20 protein-coding genes are annotated in these 20,149 nt (G+C 67.0%); 16 read left to right on the top strand and 4 right to left on the bottom strand.

The annotated features are described in order from the left end of the window. Positions 1-37 precede the first annotated feature (37 nt). The 6 genes from U5A57_RS04640 (at position 38) to U5A57_RS04615 (ending at position 5,893) form a co-directional block, all read left to right on the top strand. A complete protein-coding gene (locus U5A57_RS04640) occupies positions 38-1,024 on the top strand; it encodes a sugar kinase (RefSeq protein ID WP_321908636.1) in 987 nt (328 codons plus the stop codon). 133 nt (positions 1,025-1,157) lie between these two features. Further along, positions 1,158-2,441: an MFS transporter gene (locus U5A57_RS04635; RefSeq protein WP_321908635.1), complete on the top strand. Its 1,284-nt coding sequence runs from the start codon at positions 1,158-1,160 to the stop codon at positions 2,439-2,441. Between the two features lie 21 nt (positions 2,442-2,462). Next, entirely contained in the window at positions 2,463-3,428 is a 966-nt protein-coding gene (locus U5A57_RS04630) for a D-glycerate dehydrogenase (protein WP_321908633.1), read from the top strand. Continuing rightward, complete coding sequence (locus U5A57_RS04625) at positions 3,425-4,522, top strand: substrate-binding domain-containing protein (protein ID WP_321908632.1); 1,098 nt, start codon at positions 3,425-3,427, stop codon at positions 4,520-4,522. Before U5A57_RS04630 ends, U5A57_RS04625 begins: the two co-directional genes overlap by 4 nt. Positions 4,523-4,683: 161 nt before the next feature. Further along, a complete protein-coding gene (locus U5A57_RS04620; RefSeq protein ID WP_321908631.1) occupies positions 4,684-5,493 on the top strand; it encodes a YhfC family intramembrane metalloprotease in 810 nt (269 codons plus the stop codon). Positions 5,494-5,527: 34 nt separating this feature from the next. Then, entirely contained in the window at positions 5,528-5,893 is a 366-nt protein-coding gene (locus tag U5A57_RS04615; RefSeq protein ID WP_321908630.1) for a DUF3022 domain-containing protein, read from the top strand. Between the two features lie 80 nt (positions 5,894-5,973). Here U5A57_RS04615 and U5A57_RS04610 read toward each other — a convergent pair whose 3' ends face one another. Next, complete coding sequence (locus U5A57_RS04610; protein WP_321908629.1) at positions 5,974-6,408, bottom strand: PGDYG domain-containing protein; 435 nt, start codon at positions 6,406-6,408, stop codon at positions 5,974-5,976. A 176-nt stretch (positions 6,409-6,584) separates the two neighbouring features. Beyond that, the gene (locus tag U5A57_RS04605) at positions 6,585-7,130 is read right to left on the bottom strand and encodes a Spy/CpxP family protein refolding chaperone (RefSeq protein ID WP_321908628.1); all 546 of its coding nucleotides are present in this window, start codon (positions 7,128-7,130) and stop codon (positions 6,585-6,587) included. A gap of 225 nt (positions 7,131-7,355) precedes the next feature. On the opposite strand from U5A57_RS04605, the gene U5A57_RS04600 reads away from it, so the two are divergent. Together U5A57_RS04600 and U5A57_RS04595 are read left to right on the top strand one after the other, a co-directional pair. Then, a complete protein-coding gene (locus U5A57_RS04600) occupies positions 7,356-7,820 on the top strand; it encodes an Lrp/AsnC family transcriptional regulator (RefSeq protein WP_042265707.1) in 465 nt (154 codons plus the stop codon). Between the two features lie 220 nt (positions 7,821-8,040). Next, entirely contained in the window at positions 8,041-9,144 is a 1,104-nt protein-coding gene (locus tag U5A57_RS04595; protein ID WP_321908627.1) for a saccharopine dehydrogenase family protein, read from the top strand. Between the two features lie 4 nt (positions 9,145-9,148). Here U5A57_RS04595 and U5A57_RS04590 read toward each other — a convergent pair whose 3' ends face one another. After that, the gene (locus tag U5A57_RS04590) at positions 9,149-9,742 is read right to left on the bottom strand and encodes an ATP-binding protein (protein ID WP_321908626.1); all 594 of its coding nucleotides are present in this window, start codon (positions 9,740-9,742) and stop codon (positions 9,149-9,151) included. After that, complete coding sequence (cydX, locus tag U5A57_RS04585; protein WP_321908624.1) at positions 9,739-9,918, bottom strand: cytochrome bd-I oxidase subunit CydX; 180 nt, start codon at positions 9,916-9,918, stop codon at positions 9,739-9,741. The genes U5A57_RS04590 and cydX overlap by 4 nt, the downstream gene beginning before the upstream one ends. Before the next feature lie 144 nt (positions 9,919-10,062). Between cydX and U5A57_RS04580 the strand changes: the two genes are divergently transcribed. The 8 genes from U5A57_RS04580 (at position 10,063) to U5A57_RS04545 (ending at position 20,109) form a co-directional block, all read left to right on the top strand. Continuing rightward, positions 10,063-10,533, top strand: coding sequence for a hypothetical protein (locus tag U5A57_RS04580; protein ID WP_321908623.1), 471 nt, complete (start codon positions 10,063-10,065; stop codon positions 10,531-10,533). Positions 10,534-10,748: 215 nt separating this feature from the next. Further along, the gene (corA, locus tag U5A57_RS04575) at positions 10,749-11,726 is read left to right on the top strand and encodes a magnesium/cobalt transporter CorA (protein WP_321908622.1); all 978 of its coding nucleotides are present in this window, start codon (positions 10,749-10,751) and stop codon (positions 11,724-11,726) included. Between the two features lie 192 nt (positions 11,727-11,918). Continuing rightward, the gene (locus tag U5A57_RS04570) at positions 11,919-12,881 is read left to right on the top strand and encodes a sugar ABC transporter substrate-binding protein (RefSeq protein ID WP_321908620.1); all 963 of its coding nucleotides are present in this window, start codon (positions 11,919-11,921) and stop codon (positions 12,879-12,881) included. Between the two features lie 282 nt (positions 12,882-13,163). Further along, positions 13,164-14,885 (top strand): sugar ABC transporter ATP-binding protein, encoded by a 1,722-nt coding sequence (locus U5A57_RS04565; RefSeq protein ID WP_321908619.1) that lies wholly within the window; start codon positions 13,164-13,166, stop codon positions 14,883-14,885. Beyond that, positions 14,882-15,970: an ABC transporter permease gene (locus tag U5A57_RS04560; protein ID WP_321908618.1), complete on the top strand. Its 1,089-nt coding sequence runs from the start codon at positions 14,882-14,884 to the stop codon at positions 15,968-15,970. Before U5A57_RS04565 ends, U5A57_RS04560 begins: the two co-directional genes overlap by 4 nt. A gap of 138 nt (positions 15,971-16,108) precedes the next feature. After that, a complete protein-coding gene (locus U5A57_RS04555) occupies positions 16,109-17,146 on the top strand; it encodes a LacI family DNA-binding transcriptional regulator (RefSeq protein ID WP_321908617.1) in 1,038 nt (345 codons plus the stop codon). A gap of 49 nt (positions 17,147-17,195) precedes the next feature. After that, entirely contained in the window at positions 17,196-18,137 is a 942-nt protein-coding gene (gene rbsK, locus U5A57_RS04550; protein WP_321908616.1) for a ribokinase, read from the top strand. 193 nt (positions 18,138-18,330) lie between these two features. Beyond that, the gene (locus U5A57_RS04545; protein ID WP_321908615.1) at positions 18,331-20,109 is read left to right on the top strand and encodes a methyl-accepting chemotaxis protein; all 1,779 of its coding nucleotides are present in this window, start codon (positions 18,331-18,333) and stop codon (positions 20,107-20,109) included. Positions 20,110-20,149: the final 40 nt, after the last annotated feature.

The following is a 20,149-nucleotide window of genomic DNA, read 5'->3' as shown; positions in this document are numbered from 1 at the left end:
CGCAGACACCCCATACGATTCATCAGGAACGCATCTCATGACCGCAGCACTCGATGTCATCACCTACGGCGAAGCAATGGCGATGTTCGTCGCTACCGACCCGGGGCCGCTCGCCGAGGTCGCGCATTTTACGAAGCGCGCGGCGGGCGCGGAGCTCAATGTCGCGACCGGCCTCGCGCGCCTCGGCTTCAAGGTGGGCTGGATCAGCCGCGTGGGCGCCGATTCGTTCGGCCAGTTCGTGCGCGACGTGCTCGCGCACGAAGGCATCGACGCGCGCTGCGTGAGCACCGACACGCGCTTTCCGACCGGCTTCCAGCTCAAGTCGAAGAACGACGACGGCAGCGATCCGGCGGTCGAGTATTTCCGCCGCGGATCGGCTGCAAGCAAGCTCTCGGCTTGTGACTATCAGTCCGACTATGTGCTCGGCGCGCGTCATCTGCACCTGAGCGGCGTGGCGCCTGCGATTTCCTCGTCGTCGCGCGAACTGGCTTTCAAGCTTGCACACGAAATGCGGGCCGCGGGCCGCACGATCTCGTTCGATCCGAACCTGCGCCCGACGCTCTGGGGCTCGCAAGCCGAGATGGTCGGCACGCTCAACGAACTCGCGAGTTTTGCCGACTGGGTGCTGCCAGGCGTGGGCGAAGGCCGCGTGCTGACGGGCTCGGACGATCCTGAAGCCATCGCGCAGTTCTATCTTTCGCGCGGCGCGCGCGGCGTGATCGTGAAGCTTGGTGCAGAAGGCGCGTACTACGCCACGGCCGAAGGCGAGCAGGGCCGCGTCGCGGCGCAGCGCGTGGAGCGGGTGGTCGATACCGTGGGCGCCGGCGACGGCTTCGCCGTGGGGGTGGTAAGCGCGCTGCTCGAAGGGCGTGCGCTTGCTGCCGCGGTCGCTCGCGGCAACCGCATCGGCGCGCTGGCCGTGCAGGTGATCGGCGACTCGGAAGGCTTGCCGACGCGCGCGCAGCTCGACGCGCTAGAAGGTGCACGAGAGCAGGCGGGCGCCGCTGCCCCGACGGCTGTATAGCGGAATTAGCGCGGCACAAGTCCGAACCCCGCAGCGCAACGCAAAGCGAATTCGCAGGCGCCGCGCCAAATGACATGAGACCAGAGGGCGGCACCACCCGGTACCAAGCCCCCCCGTTCAACTGGAGACACCGATGACCTCAACCTCGCTCGCACCGCGCCGCTGGTGGGCAATCATGCCGATCGTGTTCATCACGTACAGCCTGGCCTACCTTGACCGCGCCAACTACGGCTTCGCCTCGGCGGCGGGCATCAACCGCGATCTCGGTATCAGCCCAGGGCTTTCGTCGCTGATCGGCGCGCTGTTCTTCCTCGGCTATTTCTTCTTCCAGCTGCCGGGCGCCATGTATGCCGAGCGGCGCAGCGTGCGCACGCTCGTGTTCGCGAGCCTCGTGCTGTGGGGCGGCTGCGCGGCGCTCACGGGCGTCGTCACGAACATCCCGTCGCTCATGGCGATCCGCTTCGTGCTTGGCGTGGTCGAAGCGGCCGTGATGCCCGCCATGCTCATCTTCATCAGCAACTGGTTTACGAAGTCCGAGCGCTCGCGCGCCAACACGTTCCTGATTCTCGGCAACCCGGTCACGGTGCTGTGGATGTCGGTCGTCTCGGGCTATCTCGTGCATGCGTTCGGCTGGCGTCACATGTTCATCGCCGAAGGCGCGCCGGCTGTTTTGTGGGCCGTTTGCTGGTGGTTCCTCGTGCGCGACAAGCCCGCACAGGTGACCTGGCTCTCCGACGCTGAAAAGCGCGCACTCGACGCCGCGATGCGCGCCGAGCAGGCCGCCATCAAACCGGTGCGCAACTACGCCGAGGCGTTCCGCACGCCCGCCGTGATGCTGCTATCCGCGCAGTACTTCTGCTGGAGCATTGGCGTGTATGGCTTCGTGCTGTGGCTGCCTTCGATCGTGAAAAATGGCTCGGCGCTCGGCATGGTCGAAACGGGCTGGCTCTCCGCGGTGCCGTATCTTGCGGCGACCATCGCGATGCTCGCCGCCTCGTGGGCCTCGGACAAGCTCGACAATCGCCGCGCCTTCGTGTGGCCGTTCCTGCTGGTCGGCGCGCTCGCTTTTGCCGGCTCTTACGCGCTCGGCTCGACGCAATTCTGGATTTCCTACTCGCTGCTCGTCGTAGCCGGCGCGGCGATGTACGCGCCGTATGGCCCGTTCTTCGCGATCGTGCCGGAACTGCTGCCGAAGAACGTGGCCGGCGGCGCGATGGCGCTCATCAACAGCATGGGCGCGCTCGGCTCGTTCGTCGGCTCGTACGTGGTCGGCTATCTGAATGGCGCGACGGGCTCGCCTGCGGCATCCTATGCGTTCATGAGCGTGGCGCTCCTCGTTTCGGTGGGCCTCACGCTCGCCGTGAAGCCGCAGCGCGTCGCCGCCCGTGCTTATGTATCGCCGGCTCACGGTAAATAACCCTTCTTATCCAGCGCACTTATGAAGCCGAAAATCGTTGTCTACAAAGCCGTGCCCGCCGATGTCGCCGACTACCTGCGCGAGCACGCCGACCTGATCGAAGTCGACGCCGACCAGCCCGGTGCACTCGCCGCCGCGCTAAAAGACGCCGACGGCGCGATCGGCGCGAGCGTAAAGATCACGCCGGCGATGCTGGAAGGCTCGCGCGTGAAGGCGCTCTCCACGATCTCCGTGGGCTACGACCAGTTCGACGTGCCCGATCTCACGAAGCGCGGCATCGTGCTGGCCCATACGCCCGACGTGCTGACCGAATCGACGGCCGATACCGTGTTCTCGCTCATCCTCGCGAGCGCGCGCCGCGTGGTCGAACTGGCCGACTGGGTGAAGGCGGGCCACTGGAAGGGCAGCATCGGCGCGCCGCAATTCGGCGTGGAAGTGCAGGGCAAAACGCTCGGTATCGTGGGGCTCGGGCGCATTGGCGGCGCCGTTGCGCGGCGCGCGGCTCTCGGCTTCAACATGAAGGTGCTCTACACGAACCGCAGTCCGAACGAGGCGGCCGAGCGCAACTATGGCGCGCGCCGTGTCGAACTCGACGAACTGCTCGCAAGCTCGGACTTCGTCTGCCTCCAGGTGCCGCTCACCGACGCCACGCGACACCTGATCGGCGCGGAGCAACTGCAGAAGATGAAGAAGAGCGCGATTCTGATCAACGCGTCGCGCGGTGCGACGGTGGACGAGCCAGCGCTGATCGCGGCGCTCGAAGCGGGCACGATTCACGGCGCGGGCCTCGACGTGTTCGAGCGCGAGCCGATCGATCCCGCGTCGCCTCTGCTGCGTATGCCGAACGTCGTGGCGCTGCCGCACATCGGCTCGGCCACGCACGAGACGCGTCACGCAATGGCGCGCTGCGCGGCGCAGAACCTCGTCGCGGCGCTCGCCGGCACGCTCGACGTGAACGTCGTCAACCGCGAAGTGCTCACGCGATGAATATGGCTGCGGGCGGCGCGACGCGTTCGCACAACGGCGATGACGCGGAAAAGGACGCCGCGGCCACGGCGCCGCGCCGCGCGACCATCAGCGACGTGGCGCGTGAAGCGGGCACGGGCAAGACCAGCATTTCGCGCTATCTGAACGGCGAGCTGAGCGTGCTGTCGCCCGACCTGCGCGCGCGCATCGAAGCGGCGATCGAGCGGCTCGACTATCGCCCCAACCAGATGGCGCGTGGCCTCAAGCGCGGCCGCAACCGTCTGCTGGGCCTCTTGCTCGCCGATCTCGCCAATCCGTATTCGGTGGAGATCCTGCAGGGCGTGGAGGAGGCGTGTCACGCGCTCGGCTACATGCCGCTTATTTGCCACGCGGCGAACGAAATCGACATGGAGCGGCGCTATCTGCAACTGCTGACCACGTATCGCGTGGAAGGCGTGATCGTCAATGCACTCGGCGTGCGTGAATCGATGCTGAAGCCCGTGGCGAGCGGCGGCATTCCGGCCGTGCTGATCGACCGTACCGTCGACGGTCTCGATGCGGATATGGTCGGCCTCGACAATGCGGCAGCCGTGCGCCTTGGCACGGAGCACTTGCTTGCGCGCGGCTACGACGACATCGTGTTCGTCGTGCAGCCGTTCGAGCAGGTGAGTTCGCGGCGCGAGCGTGAAGCGGCGTTTCGCGAGTCGATGCAGGCGACGAAGGGCGCGGCGCGTGGCCTCACGCACGTGCTCGATCTGCACGACGAAGCGGCCGTGCAAGCCGCGCTCGCGGCGCTCGACGCCCATGTGGCCGAGGCGCTCGCGCGCGGGGCGCGCTGCGCGCTGTTCGCAGCCAACGCGCCGGTCGCGCTGCGCCTGGCCTTGCATCTGAAGGCGGCGCTTGGCGCGCAGTGGCAGCAGCGCGTGGCGCTCGTCGCCATCGACGATCCGGAGTGGGCCGAGCTTGCCGGCATCACCACGATCCGCCAGCCCACGCGCGAAATCGGCTATCGCGCCGTGGAGTTTCTGCACGAGCGCATCGAAGGCGCGGCACTCAAGGCCCGCGCGGCGGCGTTCGAGGGCGAGCTGGTGGTGAGGGCTTCGACGCTCGGGTGACTGCGGCGCTATCCCCCCAGCACGTTTTGCGGGTTGAATGAGCGCTTCAACGGCACGATTCCCAACCCTGCGCGCAGCCGGGCCTGCGCGCAGGCGCCAATATCTGCGATCATTCGGGCTGCGGCGCGCGTGCGTGCGTGCCGAACGTCATAAGGAAGCCCATGTCCGTAGCCCCGATCACGCTCGTCTGCCTTTCGCTCGCGACGCTGTTCGTCGCCGCCTTGCCCGTATCGCTCTATCGCCGGCTGCGCGCGCCATTCGCGCTCGACTGGCGCGATACGATCGCGGGCGTCGCCGTCTTCGCCTTCTTCGCGACCGTGATCGAGCGCGCCATCAACGACTACATGCTGCACGAGAACGCCGCCGCCGCGCGGGTGCTCGCCAATCCCGCTTTCTTCGTGCTGTACGGCGCGCTCATCGCGGGCGTGTGCGAGGAGGTCGGCCGCTATATCGCCATGCGGATCATCGCGCGCCGCGGCGCGCGCAAGCCCAATACCCCCGCGGACGGCGCGGCGTTCGGCTACGGCATCGGCCATGCGGGCGCGGAGGCGTGGTTCGTCGGCGTGCTCGTGCAACTGCAGTGGATCGTGTTTTCGGTGCTCGCCAATCGTGGCGATCTCGACGAGCATCTCTCCAACCTCACGATGGACTCGGTCTTGCGCGTGCATCTGATTCTCGCGAGCCTCTCTCCGCTTTTCGCGGGCGTGTTCGCGCTCGAGCGTACGGCCGCATTCGTATTTCAGATTGGGTTGTCGGTGCTGATGTGGCGCGGCGTGCGCGCGGGATGGCGGGGGATTCTGCCGCTCGCGATCTTGGCGCACGCGCTCATCGACGTGCCTGCGGCGATGTATCAGGCGCGTCTCGCGCCGCTCGTCGTCGTGGATGCTGTGTATGCGGTGGCGGCTCTCGTGGTCGCCGTCGTGCTTTTCAGAACGTGCCGCGCTGAGCGGCGCGTCGCGCGCGCGGCTTGAGGCCGCGCGTTTCACTCTCATTTTTCTGGCGTCAATGGAAGCCTATTTGTTTGAATGCGCGAGCCCCGATTTCGACGAGCTCGCCCGCGTGATCGCCGACATCTTTCCCGAGCAGACGCGCTTTGCCGAAGAGCCGAACGAAAACGGCGTGCCGCAACTGGTCGTGCACTGGGTGGCGATGCGCTTTGGCTCGAAGGCGCGCCGCATGGCGCTTACGGTCGCGATCACGCCTGCAGCGCTCGCGCGCTATCGCGCGTTGCCGCCGCGGCTGCGCGGGCGTAGCTTCGCGGTATTGCGAGCCTATGTGGAGGCGACGATCGAATCGCTCGAGGAACAGCACGCGAAGGGCGAAGACGTGCCGCGCGAGGTAACGATCGCGCTGGACGAAGAGTTTGCGTAAAGGATGAAGAGGACGAAGACGCGACGACTTGGCGGCGAAGCGCGGGGCGCACTGCGCCCCGTTCAGCGTTGTCCTGAAGCTCAGCTGGCGAGCTTGTAGACCTTGGCGAAACGCGCGGCCTGCACGACGCCATAGTCGCCGGGCGCGTATTGCATGACCCAGTCGCCGGCCACGCCGCTCAGGCGATCGCCGCCGGCCGAACGCACGAGCGTAAACGGCTCGTCCATGCGCCTGGCGAGCACCACGACCTGGTGGTTGCGATACGCGCCGACTTCGCCGTGGGCGAGGGTGTCGCTCGCCGGCAGGTACTTCGCATCGAACCGGTCGCGAGATACGACCCAGCGATCGCCGGTCGAACCGGTGATGATGGCGTCGCCCGGGGCATAACGGTTCGGGCCTTCCAGGCTCATCAGTTCGCCGGCAGCGGCTGCGAACTCGACGCTCACGGTTTCGTCCTTGACTACGCGCTGTGCGGCAGGGTCGACGCGCAGGTCGAGTTGGGTCAGTTCAATCATGGCGGCAGCAGCGGACCTGCTTCACAAGAATCGGGTTCCAAAGAAACGACGGCCGGGCGAAACTGCCCGGCCGTCGCGCGGTCCGCAAGGGTACCCTGGATCGCGCCGCCGCGCACGCCTTGGAGCGTGGCCCGTTCGACGGGTGCTCTTACTGTGCCTTTTTGCGGGACGCGGCGTTACTGCGCGGCCGGCGTGCTGGCCGCTTCGCCCTCGCCTGGCGCTGCTTCCGCGGACGGCTTTGCCTTACCCTTGTGCTTCGGCTTCATCGGCTTGCCCGACGGGCCATGCTCGCTGCCGTGGCGGAAGGTCTGGTCGGCGAGCTTCTTTTGCTCGGGCGAGAGGCTCGTGTAAAGCGGCTCGAACGCCGTGACGAGCTTTTGCATGTCGTCGGCGTGGGCCTGCGAGATTTGCGCGTACTGCTTCATGTCATCGAGCGCGTTGCGCGTGCTCTCGCCTTCCATGCGCTGCTTGTAGAGGCCGGCCATGGTCTGGCCGTTGCTGCGCATGACATCGGCGAACGTCTTCCATTGCGGCTCTTGCTCGGGCGTGATCTTGAGCTGCGTATGCAGCCACGTGATGCGCTCCTCGACACGCTGCTGATGCTGCGCGGCGCGCACGTCGGCGCTCGATGCGGCCGAGGCTGCGGCGGCCGGAGCGGCGCTTTGTGCAAATGCGCCGCTCATCGAGAGCGTGGCGGCAAGGATGACGAAAGCTTTCTTCATTGTGACTCCTTGAATCATTTCGTAGCGGGTAGCACGGCCAGATCGGCTGCAGCCGTTATTAGTACCACGTTCTCGCTACACGACGGCCCGGCTGCGACACTTGCTTACAAACGAAACGCGTGGAAATACCCGTCGCGCATGGCTTGCACGCCGCGACCGCCGCTCGGCCGGCGAGCCGCGCGCGATAATGACGCCGTTCAGACCTCTCGAAGAGACCACCGCCCGATGAGACCTCCGCGCCTCGATCAACTCGACGACCTAGACCGCAGCCTCGTTGCGCTGCTGCAGGAAAACGCGCGCGAAAGCGTCGCGAATCTCGCACGGCGCCTGGGCGTCGCGCGCACCACGGTGCTTGCACGCATCGAGCGTCTCGAGCGCACGCAGGTGATCGCCGGCTACGGCGTGCGTCTCGGCCAGGACGTGCTCGACGCGAGCTTGCAGGCGTGGGTCGGGCTCATCATCGCGCCGCGCCACGGGCCCGATGTGCAAAAGCGCCTCGGCAAAATGCCCGAAGTGCAGTTGCTGTGCGCCGTGAGCGGCGAGTACGACTACGTGGCGTGGCTGCGCGCCGATTCGCCCGACCGCCTCAACGACTTGCTCGATCAGATCGGCGGCATCCCGGGCGTGGAGCGCACGACCACCTCCATCGTGCTCGCACGCAAGGTCGATCGCGGCTCCGTGACGGGCTGAGTGACGGGCGAAATGCGGACCAAACGGGAGGCTGGACGACGGGGTTTGCCGCATCGAAATTGACCGTTTTCGTCATTTCGACGAAATGTATCGTCATAATGACGAAAACCACGGTCTAAACGCATCGTTTTGTGTCTATGAACCGTTTTTGTCTCTCCCTAGACTGTGTTTGAGCGGGCGCTGCCCATCCCCAAGCATAGAAAACCAAAGGAGATGACACATGAAAGTTGCGATTGCAGGCGCCGGCCTGATCGGCCACACCATTGCCCACATGCTGCGCGAGAGCGGCGACTACGAAGTGGCTGCCTTCGACCGCGATGCGAAGGCGCTCGAACCGCTCGCCGCGCAGGGCATTCCCACCGCGCGTGTCGATTCCGGTGACGCTGCCGCGTTGCGCGGCGCGCTCGAAGGCTACGACGTGCTCATCAACGCGCTGCCGTATTACCTGGCGGTGAACGTCGCCTCGGCGGCCAAGGGCGCGGGCGTCCATTACTTCGATCTGACCGAGGACGTGCGCGCGACTCACGCGATCCGCGCGCTGGCCGAAGGCTCGGATCATGTCTTCATGCCGCAATGCGGTCTCGCGCCCGGCTTCATCGGCATTGCGGCGCATGCGCTCGCGAGCCGCTTCACCGAGATCCGCGACGTCAAGATGCGCGTGGGCGCGCTGCCGCAGTTCCCCACCAACGCGCTCAAGTACAACCTCACCTGGAGCGTGGACGGCCTCATCAACGAGTATTGCCAGCCGTGCGAAGCGATCCGCGATAGCCGCACGCAGTGGGTGCAGCCGCTCGAAGGCCTCGAGCATTTCTCGCTCGACGGCGTGGAGTACGAAGCCTTCAATACCTCCGGCGGTTTGGGCACGCTTTGCGAAACGCTTTCGGGCAAGGTTGAATCGCTCGACTACAAGTCGGTACGCTATCCGGGGCATCGCGCACTCATGCAGTTCCTGCTCGAAGACCTGCGTCTTTCGAGCGACCGCGACACGCTCAAGTCCATCATGCGGCGCTCGGTGCCCGCCACGGAGCAGGATGTCGTGCTCATCTTCATGACCGTGACCGGCATGCGCGACGGCAAGCTCGTTCAGGAAGTGTTCACGCGCAAGATCTTCGCGAAGACGGTGTGCGGCGTGCCCATGAGCGCGATCCAGATCACCACGGCCGGCGCCATGTGTGCGGTGCTCGACCTGTTCCGCGAGCAGCGTCTGCCGCAAGCCGGGTTCGTGCGCCAGGAGCAGGTGTCGCTTCAGCAGTTCCTTGCGAACCGCTTTGGTCAGGTGTACGAAGGCGCGACGCTCGACAGCCGCGCAAAGGTGGCGGCCTGACGTTTCAGGTCGATGCCGTTGCCGACACGATGCGCTGGAGCAGCGCGTCGTAGTCGGCGGCGGCGGGCGCGGTGTTGTCGAAGAGGAGAAGGCCGTCGAGTTGCTCGCCCGACGGCATGAAACGCCGCTGCCGGTATTCGTCCCAATGAGCGAGCTTGTAGGCATCGATGGGATGGGCGCGCGCGACGATGCGCGCGTGCGCCGTTTCCTCGCTCGTATGCACCCACACCACGGTGAGCCCCACATCCGGACCGACGCCAAGCCACGCGCGGTCGAACAGCTTGCGCTCGCGCACTTCGCGCGACAGCGGGCCGACCAGGAGCGCATTTACGCCAAGCTCGAGGTTTTCGCGGGCGGTGTCGATGAGCCCGCGGTACTCGGGTTCGCGAAAATGCTGCAGGAAGAGCGGGCTGTCGCGATCGTTCGGGTCGTGCGTGAGCGCACCCATCGCGGCGGCGCTATAGCCGCCGTAGAGCGTGTCTTTGTCCAGCAGGCAGAAGGGTTCACCAGTCTCGCGAGCGAGCGGGGCGAACAGCCGTTTGGCGAGCGATGTTTTGCCGGCGCCGGCGTGGCCACAGAAGAACACCAGTCTTGTCACGGGCGGCGTGCCTCGCCGCGTGTAGTGCCGGCGTCTGCCGACGGGGTCTTTTCCGGGCCGTCCTGTTCGGAGCCGTGCCCGTTCAAGAATCTACCGTTGGCGTCGAGCCACATCACGTTGATGATGCCAAAGCCGAGCGCAACGCCAATGCCGAGGATCCACGAGAAGTACCACATGGCCGCTGCCTCCTCTTTGTGCAGGTTGCGAGCGCTGCCGCGCATTCCCCGAAGCATATAACATCGATGATCGATCTGGCGCCCGTACGTATATGATGAGCGCGAACCAGAAGCCTCGCCTCGTAAAACAAGGGGAAAGCGCCTATGCCGCTGATACCGCCGCGCAGGTCGATTGCGAGCATCGCCGCCACCGGCGCTTTGGTAACCGCTTTGGTAACCGCGTTAGTAACCGTGTTCGCGCTCGGCGGCTGCGCCGAGGAGCCGGCGCCGCCTGTGCCATTCAAGCCCGTGCCGGCCGAGCGCATTCTGAAGCCGGGCTACACCGAGCCCGGCGAGGGCCTCGTGGCCGTGGACGTGCGCCGCGAGCGCACCCGCAACGTCATCGTCAAATTCCGCGATGCGCCCGTCTACATCGACGGCGAGCGCGTCACCGACCTGATGGACGGCGAGCACGTCACGTTCTACCTGAAACCGGGCGTGCACCGCATTGCCGTGACGACGCAGTTCGATCCCGTGATCGAGCTGCGCTTCCTCGTGGACCCGCGCTACACCAACCGCGCGAGCGTCACATTCGACAAGAATGACCGCATCGGCATCCGCCGCGTCGCGCAGTAGGCCGGGCGCCTCCCGCCAGTTCGCCACCGCCGCCGCACCGCGGGCACGGGCAGTGCTGTCACGCGGCAGTTCGGCGCGCGAAACGGGCGCTAGCCACAGGCGAGCCGCTCGGGAACCTCGTCCAGACGCCGCCGGTCAACGGAACGCCTTACACTTGGCAACCGGTGCAACTCGAAGCGGCGCGGGCGCGACCCGCCGCGCGGAAGAAAAGAAACATGCTAATCAACTGCGTCGCGTATCAAGGCGGCAAAAAACTGGCCGACGTCTCCGTCGAGGCCATCAGCGACTATCTGGCGAAGCCCGAGTGTTTCGTGTGGGTCGCGCTCAAGGACCCCGACGCGGGCGAAATGGCGGCGATGAAGGAGGAGTTCGGCCTCCATGCGCTCGCCATCGAAGACGTGATGAACGGCAACCAGCGGCCGAAGATCGAGGAATACGGCGACACGCTCTTTTGCGTGCTCCACACGCTCGAGCTCGACGACGACGGCGAAGTCATCACCGGCCAGGTGAACGTATTCGCCGGCCCCAATTTCGTGCTCTCGGTGCGTCACCGCGCGCAGCAGGGCTTCACCGACGTGCGCGCGCGCTGCGAGCGCGAGCCCGACCTGCTGCGCGAAGGCTCGGGCTTCGTGCTCTACGCGCTCATGGACAGCGTGGTCGACCGCTACGCGCCGGTGCTCGAAAGGCTCGCTGCCGAAATCGAGGAACTGGAGGACCGTATCTTCGAGAAGCACGATCTCGCGGGCTCGCGGGCGATCATCGAAGATCTCTATTCGCTCAAGCGCCGCCTCGTGATCCTCGCGCATCACGTCACGCCGCTCGTCGATGCCGTCGGCAAGCTCGTGGGCGGCCGCATCCCGCAAATCTGCGCGGGCATGCAAGCGTATTACCGCGACGTGTACGACCATCTCGTGCGCGTGTCGAACATGATCGACGCGCGCCGCGAAATGATCGTCACGGCCATCCAGGTGAACCTCGGCATGATCTCGCTCGCGGAAAACGAAGTCACGAAGCGGCTCGGCTCGTTCGCCGCGCTGTTCGCGGTGCCGACAATGATTGCGGGTATCTATGGGATGAACTTCGAGCATATTCCCGAGCTACATTTCAGGTTCGGCTACCAGATCTGTCTCGGCGCCATGCTCGTGCTCGACATCTTCCTGTTTTTCCTGTTTCGCCGCATTAACTGGCTCTAAGGTCGGGCGGGTGAGCTTCGGGTTGCTGCGCTGCCGCATCGATACCCGGGGCGGGTGCCTCAGTCTGGCACCCGAGTGGCACCTGAGTTGACATCGTTCAGCGCCTGCGCCGAGAATGGGCCGGCAGAAAACGTTTGCGCATAACCAGAAAGCAGGGCCCAGCCGGGCCCGACAAACCGGAGACTCCCTGAAATGAACTCCCGCATTCGCCGCCGCATCCTCCTCGCCGCCAGCGCGCTCGCCACCACCGCCGTGACAGGCGCCTTGCCGCTCGCCGCGCGCGCGCAGGCGCCTCACAAGCCGAAGGTCGCGCTCGTCATGAAGTCGCTCGCCAACGAGTTCTTCCTCACCATGGAGACCGGCGCGAAGGAGTACCAGAAGCACAACGCCTCCGAGTTCGATCTCATCACCAACGGCATCAAGAACGAGACCGACACCGCCGCGCAAATCCAGATCGTCGAGCAGATGATCGTCTCGAAGGTCGACGCCATCGTGCTTGCGCCCGCCGACTCCAAGGCGCTCGTGCCCGTCGTGAAGAAGGCCGTGGACGCGGGCATCATCGTCGTGAACATCGACAACAAGCTCGACGCCGACGTGCTCAAGTCCAAGGACCTGAACGTGCCGTTCGTCGGGCCGGACAACCGCAAGGGCGCGCGCCTCGTGGGCGACTACCTCGCCAAGCGCCTGAAGTCGGGCGACCAGGTGGGCATCGTCGAAGGCGTTTCCACGACGACCAACGCGCAGCAGCGCACCGCGGGCTTCAAGGACGCGATGGACGCCGTGGGCGCGAAGATCGTCTCGACGCAGTCGGGCGAGTGGGAGATCGACAAGGGCAACGCCGTCGCTTCCGCCATGCTCAACGAATACCCCGACATCAAGGCGCTGCTGTGCGGCAACGACAACATGGCCATCGGCGCCGTGTCGGCCGTGCGCGCGGCGGGCAAGCAGGGCAAGGTGTACGTGGTCGGCTACGACAACATCGACGCCATCAAGCCGATGCTCAAGGACGGCCGCGTGCTCGCCACCGCCGACCAGTACGCGGCCAAGCAGGCCGTGTTCGGCATCGACACCGCCTTGAAGGCGCTCAAGGAGCACAAGAAGCAGTCGGATCTGTCGGGCATCGTCGAAACGCCCGTGGTGCTCGTCACGAAGTAGGCTGCGCGACGCCTGCCGTGGCCGGCGAGGGCGCCGATGTGCGCCGCCACGGCGGTATTTGTTCACCGAACTCAATAAACGCTCAAGAATCTCGCCGGGCGGCCGTTATTTGTACCGGGATGGCCGCATGGGCGGCCGTCTTCCGCCGGGTCGCGAATCGCTGCCCGGCGCGCCGTCCGATGACGCTCTACCGGAGCGCCACGGCGGCGCGGACCCGCAGTATCCGGGCGGCGCTCCCTACCGGTTGAACCCGGCGGCGCGGCTCGCGACTACAGGATCGTGATGGATGCAAATGTCCCCGACGTAGCGTCACCTGCGCCCGCCGTGCTTTCGGTCACGGGCGTCGGGAAGACCTACGAGCAGCCGGTGCTCGCCGACGTCAGCCTCGCGCTGCACGCCGGCGAAGTGCTTGCGCTCACGGGGGAAAACGGCGCGGGCAAGAGCACGCTCTCGAAGATCGTGAGCGGACTGACGGCGCCGAGTGCGGGCAGCATGACGCTGATGGGCCGGCCCTACGCCCCGGCGAGCCGCCGCGAAGCCGAGGCGCTCGGCGTGCGCATGGTCATGCAGGAGCTGAACCTGCTGCCCACGCTCACCGTCGCGGAGAATCTTTTTCTGGACCGCCTGCCGCAGTCGGGGCCGCTGCGGTTCGGCTGGATCGACCGCAAGCGGCTACGTGACAACGCGCGGGCCGCGATGGCGCAGGTCGGGCTCGAGGCGATCGATCCCGACACGCCGGTGGGGGAGCTTGGCATCGGGCATCAGCAGCTCGTGGAGATCGCGCGCAACCTGATCGGCAGCGCCGATGGTGCCAGTGGTGCCGATGGTGCTCATCGCAGCGACATGCGCGTGCTGATCCTCGACGAGCCCACGGCCATGCTCACGGCTCGCGAAGTCGAGCTGCTGTTCGAGCAGATCGCACGGCTGAAGGCGCGCGGCGTGGCGCTGGTCTACATCTCGCACCGGCTCGAAGAACTCGAGCGCATTGCACAGCGCGTCGCGGTACTGCGCGACGGCAAGCTCGTGCGCGTGGACGCCATGGCGAACCTCACGCCGGAGCGCATCGTCGCGCTGATGGTGGGCCGCGAGCTTGGCGAGCGCATCGATCTGGGGCAGCGGCGCATCGGTGCGCCGCTTTTGAAGGTTGAAGGGCTCACGCGTGCGAAGGCCGTGCGCGACGTATCGTTCGAGGTGCGCGCAGGCGAGATTTTCGGCGTTTCGGGGTTGATCGGCGCTGGCAGGACGGAGCTGATGCGGCTCATCTACGGCGCTGACCGCATGGAGCGCGGCACGGTGGCGCTGGCGCCCACGCCGGGCGCGACGCCCGCGCCGGTGCAGATCGCTTCGCCCGCCGACGCGGTGCGGCTTGGCATCGCGCTCATCACCGAGGACCGCAAGGGCGAAGGGCTGCTGTTGCCGCAGCCGCTCGCCGCGAACGTGACGCTTGGCAACGTGGGCGCCGTGTCGCGCTACGGCGTCGTGGACGCGGCGCGCGAGAACACGCTCGCGCGCACACAGATCGACGCGCTACGCATCCGCACGTCCGGGCCGGCACAGCCGGTGGGCGAGCTTTCGGGCGGCAACCAGCAGAAGGTCGTGATCGGCCGCTGGCTCGCGCGCGACATCACGCAGTCGATGCGCGTCGTGCTGTTCGACGAGCCTACGCGCGGGATCGACGTCGGTGCGAAGTTCGACATCTACGCGCTGATGGGCGCGCTCGCGCGCGAAGGCCGCGCGCTCGTGGTGGTGTCGAGCGACCTGCGCGAGCTGATGCTGATCTGCGACCGCATCGGCGTGATGTCGGCGGGGAAGATGACTGCGATCTACGGCCGCGATGAATGGAGTCAGGACAAGTTGCTGGCCGCCGCCTTCGCGGGACTGCGCGCCGAGGATGCGCTCGTTGCCGACGCGGCGGATCTGCCCGACATGGGTGATGTGCCGCCACACGCAGGAACGCGCAAGCTGCAGGAACGAAACGACGACCCACGAGGGAGCGCTTCATGACGAACGACCCGTTGCGCGGGCAACCGTCGCCTCAGCGCGACGAAAACGTCGGGGGAACCCGTTCGGCCAAAATCGCGCCGGCCGCCGCGCCTGAGTCGGCGCCGCATGCGGTGCAGGCGAGCGGCAAGCCCGCGGGTACGCGCTTTGGCTTTTCGAACTACCTGGGCCTCGCGCTCGCGCTGATCGCGATGGTCGTATTGTTCTCGCTGTTGAGTTCGCACTTCCTCACGTACGATACGTTCAGCACGATCGCGAACCAGATTCCCGATCTCGTGGTGATGGCCGTGGGCATGACCTTCGTGCTGATCATCGCGGGCATCGATCTTTCGGTGGGCTCGGTGCTCGCGCTCGGCGCTTCGGTGGTGAGCGTGGCGTCGCTCAAGTGGGGTTGGGGCGCGCTGCCGGCGGCGCTGCTCGGGCTGGTCGCCGCGGCGGCTACGGGCACGCTCACCGGCGCGGTGACGGTGGGCTGGCGCATCCCGTCGTTCATCGTCTCGCTCGGCGTGCTCGAGGCGGCGCGCGGGCTGGCGTATCAGATGACGAATTCGCGCACGGCGTATATCGGCGACGCGTTCGACTTTCTCTCGAACCCGATCGCATTCGGCATTTCGCCGGCGTTCCTGATCGCGGTGGCGGTGATGGTGATCGCGCAACTGACGCTGACGCGCACGGTGTTCGGACGCTATCTGATTGGTATCGGTACCAACGAGGAAGCGGTGCGCCTCGCGGGCGTCGATCCGCGGCCGTACAAGGTGATCGTGTTCGCGTTGATGGGCGCGCTTTCGGGCCTCGCGGCGCTCTTTCAGATCTCGCGCCTCGAAGCCGCCGATCCGAACGCGGGTGTCGGGCTGGAGCTGCAGGTGATCGCGGCGGTGGTGATCGGCGGGACGAGTCTGATGGGCGGGCGCGGCTCGGTCATCAGCACGTTCTTCGGCGTGCTGATCATCTCGGTGCTGGCCGCGGGGCTCGCGCAGATCGGCGCGAACGAGCCCACCAAGCGCATCATCACCGGCGCGGTGATCGTGGTGGCGGTCGTGCTCGACACGTACCGCAGCAGGCGAAGTCGTAGAAGCAGCAGGACATAACAAATTTTTCGAGGGCGCGGTCCGCAACGCAGCGCGGGCCGTCGGGAATGACCGGGCAAGCGTCGCCAGACCATACCAACAACGGGCGCGCAGAGAGCCGGCAGCAACAGGCAGCGAAAAAGCAGGAGCAACATAAAGATGGCGACGATCAAGGATGTGGCCGCCGTGGCGGGGGTATCTTTCACGACGGTGTCGCATGTGGTGAACAATTCGCGTCCGGTGTCGGCGGACGTGCGGGCCAAGGTCGAGCGCGCGATCCGCGACCTGAACTACGTGCCGTCGGCGGTGGCTCGCTCGCTCAAGGCGCGCGCCACGGCGACCGTGGGGCTGCTCGTGCCGAACGGCACGAACCCATACTTCGCCGAGCTAGCGCGCGGCGTTGAGGACGCCTGCGCGCGCAAGGGCTACTGCGTGTTCTTCTGCAACTCCGACGACGACCCGGACAAGCAGCGCAGCTATCTGCGCGTGCTGCAGGAAAAGCGCATCGACGGCCTCATCGTCGCCTCGGCCGGTGACGACGCCGTGCTCGCTTCGACGCTCGCCGACACCCGCGAGCCAATCGTCGTCATCGACCGCAACATCGAGGGGCTCGACGCCGATCTCGTGCAGATCGACCACGAGCGCGGCGCCTGGATCGCCACGCGCCATCTGCTCGAACTCGGGCACTCGCGCATCGGCTGCATCACCGGGCCGGTCACGACTGCGGTAAGCGCGATGCGCATGCACGGCTTCTTGCGCGCCATGTCGGAGCGCGGCGTGGAGATCGCGCCCGGTGCGATCGTCGAAGCTGACTTTTCCGGTGCGGGCGGCTACCGCGCGGCGGCACAACTGTTCGACAGCGTGCGGCCGACCGCGATCTTCGCCGGCAACGACATGATGGGCATCGGCGCCTTGCGCGCGGCCGCCGAGCGCGGGTTGCGCGTGCCGGGCGACTGTTCGATCATCGGCTTCGACGATATCGAGCTTGGCAACTTCACGTGGCCCGCGCTTTCGACCGTCGGACAGCCGGCGCGCGCGCTCGGCGACATGGCGGCGCTCACGCTGATCGAGCGCATTGCGAGCACGCGCGAGGAAGGCGCGACGGCGCGCCGCCGCGTGATGCCGCCCACGCTCTTCGCCCGCGAATCGACGGGGCCCTGGGTCGGCGCAGAGGAATATGCGCCGCTCGCGGCCTGAGGCAGGGCAGCCGCACCCAAGGCGCGCAAGCCGCCATCAAGGAGGCATCGTGACGACTGACGCAGCAAAGCCGGCCGGCGCGCGCGCTCGCGTGGCCGTGGTCGGCAGCCTGAACATGGATCTCGTCGCGCGTGCGCCGCGTCTGCCGGCTCCCGGCGAGACGCTCGCGGGCAGTGCGTTTGCACAGGTCGCGGGCGGCAAGGGCGGCAATCAGGCGGTGGCCGCGGCGCGCCTCGGCGCCCAGGTGGCAATGGTCGGGCGCGTAGGCGCCGACAGCAACGGCGAAGTCCTGCGCGCGGGCCTGGCGGCGGAGGGGATCGACTGCGGCGCGCTCGAAACGTCGCCTGGTGCGCCAACCGGCGTGGCGCTGATCACGGTCGACGACGCGAGCCAGAACGCCATCGTCATCGTGGCGGGCAGCAACGGCGAAGTCACGCCAGAGACGATCGCGCGACACGAGGCCGTGCTCGCGCAGGCCGACGTCGTGGTCTGCCAGCTCGAAACGCCCCCGGACGCCGTGGCGGCCGCGCTCGCCACCGCCCGTCGGCTCGGCAAGATCACCATCCTCAACCCAGCGCCCGCTACGGGGCCGCTGCCCGCGCAGTGGCTTGCGCTCATCGACTACCTCGTGCCGAACGAACTGGAGGCCACGGCGCTCACCGGCTTGCCCGCGAGCACCCCCGAAGCCGCCGCGCGCGCGGCGTCGGCGCTGCACGAGTCGGGCGCGCGCAACGTGCTGGTGACGCTCGGGGCGCAGGGCGTATGCGCGCTGCTAGAAGGCGCGGCGCCAGTTCATCTGCCCGCGCCGCGCGTAGATGCCGTCGATACGACGGCGGCCGGCGACACCTTCATCGGTGCATTGGCCGCGCGCCTCGCCGCAGGCGAAGCTGCGCTCGAAGCCGTTGCGTTCGCATTGCGCGCGGCGTCGGTTTCCGTCACGCGCGCGGGCGCACAACCCTCCATTCCGACGCTCGCCGAACTCGCCGGCTGAGCGAGTTTGCGCGTCTGGCAGACCTGGCCGGACCTAGCGCCGGCTATTCGCGCTGCGCATGAATGGTTTTCACTAATACTTCATACGATATACAGATTTCAAGACCATGAAATCCCGTGCCGTAAACGCTTGTTAGAGGAGCAACTCTATGTCGGGCGCTGGGCCCGATCACACTACAAGCATTGGGGGAGTCATGGGCAAGGGCATCAGTATCAAGGCGCGCATTGGCATCACAATGGGTTTTCTGGCGACGTTGATCGTCGTGATCAGCGCGGTCGGATTGCTCGGTCTCACGCGTTCGAACGACGCGTATCGCGAGACCTTCACCGACCAGATGCCCAGTTCGCATGCGGTCAACCTGGCTGAGATCTATGCGGCGCGCGAGCGGCTCGCACTCGACCGGGCCGCCTTCGAACTGGGTACGCCGGACGCCGCCGCGACGATCGAGCGGGCGCGTATGCTGCGCGGCATGTCGGACGACTACTGGAAGAAGTACATGGCCTTGCCGCGCGTCGGCGAGGAAGCGCGCCTCGCTCAGGACGTCGCCGCCCGGCGCGAAGCCCTGCACCAGATTGCGGACCAGTTCTCGACCACGGTCCAGTCGGGTGACCAGGCGAAAGTCACGGCGGGCGCCAAAGCGCTCAAGGAAGCCTACGACGGGCTCTCGAAGGCCGACGCCGTGCTCGACAAGTTCCAGATGACGCAGGCGCAACTGGGTTTCGACGACGCCCAGGCCGCGTTCTCGCAACTGCGCATTGCGTGCATTGCCGCGCTGCTGGTGGGCATCGGCGCTGCCGCTTATTCATTCTTCTCGCTGCGCCGCGCCATTGCCGAGCCGCTCGGCGAAGCGCTCGGCGCCTTCCATGCGATCGCCGCGGGCGACCTGCGCCGGCCCATGGTCGTGCGCCGCAACGACGAAATGGGCGAACTGCTCGGCGGCGTCGCGCAGATGCAGCGCAGCCTCACCGAAACGGTGCGCTCGGTGCGCTCGGGCACCGAATCGATCGCCACGGCCACGCGCGAGATTGCCGCGGGCAATCTCGACCTGTCGTCGCGCACCGAAGAGCAGGCCTCGGCGCTCCAGGAGACGGCCTCGAGCATGGAACAGCTCACCGGCACCGTGAAACAGAACGCCGACAACGCCCGCCAGGCCAGCGCGCTCGCCGCCAACGCCTCGGAAATCGCCAACAAGGGCAGTTCGGTCGTCAATCAGGTGGTCGGCACGATGGGCGACATCAACGACAGCTCCGCGAAGATCGCCGACATCATCACGATCATCGAAGGCATCGCGTTCCAGACCAACATCCTGGCGCTCAACGCGGCCGTCGAAGCGGCGCGCGCGGGCGAGGAGGGCCGCGGTTTCGCCGTGGTGGCGGGCGAAGTGCGCAGCCTTGCACAGCGCTCGTCGGCGGCGGCCAAGGAGATCAAGGGGCTCATCGACACTTCGGTCGAGCGCGTGCAGGCGGGGTCGGCGCTCGTTGACGAAGCAGGGCGCACGATGACCGAGATCATCGCCGCAGTGCAGCGCGTGACCGACATCATGGGCGAGATTGCGGCGGCTTCCCAGGAGCAGTCGGGCGGCATCGACCAGGTCGCGCGCGCGGTCACGCAGATGGACGAGGTGACCCAGCAGAACGCGGCGCTCGTCGAGGAGGCGGCGGCCGCGGCGCAGTCGCTCGAGGACCAGGCGGGACGCCTGCGCGAAGCCGTAGCGGTGTTCAGCCTCGACGAAGCGGCGCTCGGCGCGGCCCCGGCGCAGACGGCGCGGGCAGCTGCCCGGTCACCTTCTGCGGCCCGTTCTGTTGCGCGCCCGGCACCGGCCGCCGCAGCGTCTGCCGCCGCGCCAAAGCGCTCGCCGCGTGGCGCCCCCGCCGCCGCCCAGCCGGCCGCGCGGCCGGCTGCCGCCGCGAGCGCACCCGTGAACGCGCAGGCAGCGGGCGCGGGCGCGAACGGCGATTGGGAGACCTTCTGAAGCCATTTTTGTCAGGGGCGGACCGTCCCTGTGCCTGAGA

It is taken from the genome of Paraburkholderia sp. J11-2 (assembly GCF_905220185.1).
In the GTDB taxonomy this organism is placed as follows: domain Bacteria; phylum Pseudomonadota; class Gammaproteobacteria; order Burkholderiales; family Burkholderiaceae; genus Paraburkholderia.
The sequence above is the reverse complement of the archived record's forward strand: the minus strand, read 5'-3'. Positions and strand labels throughout refer to the sequence as shown.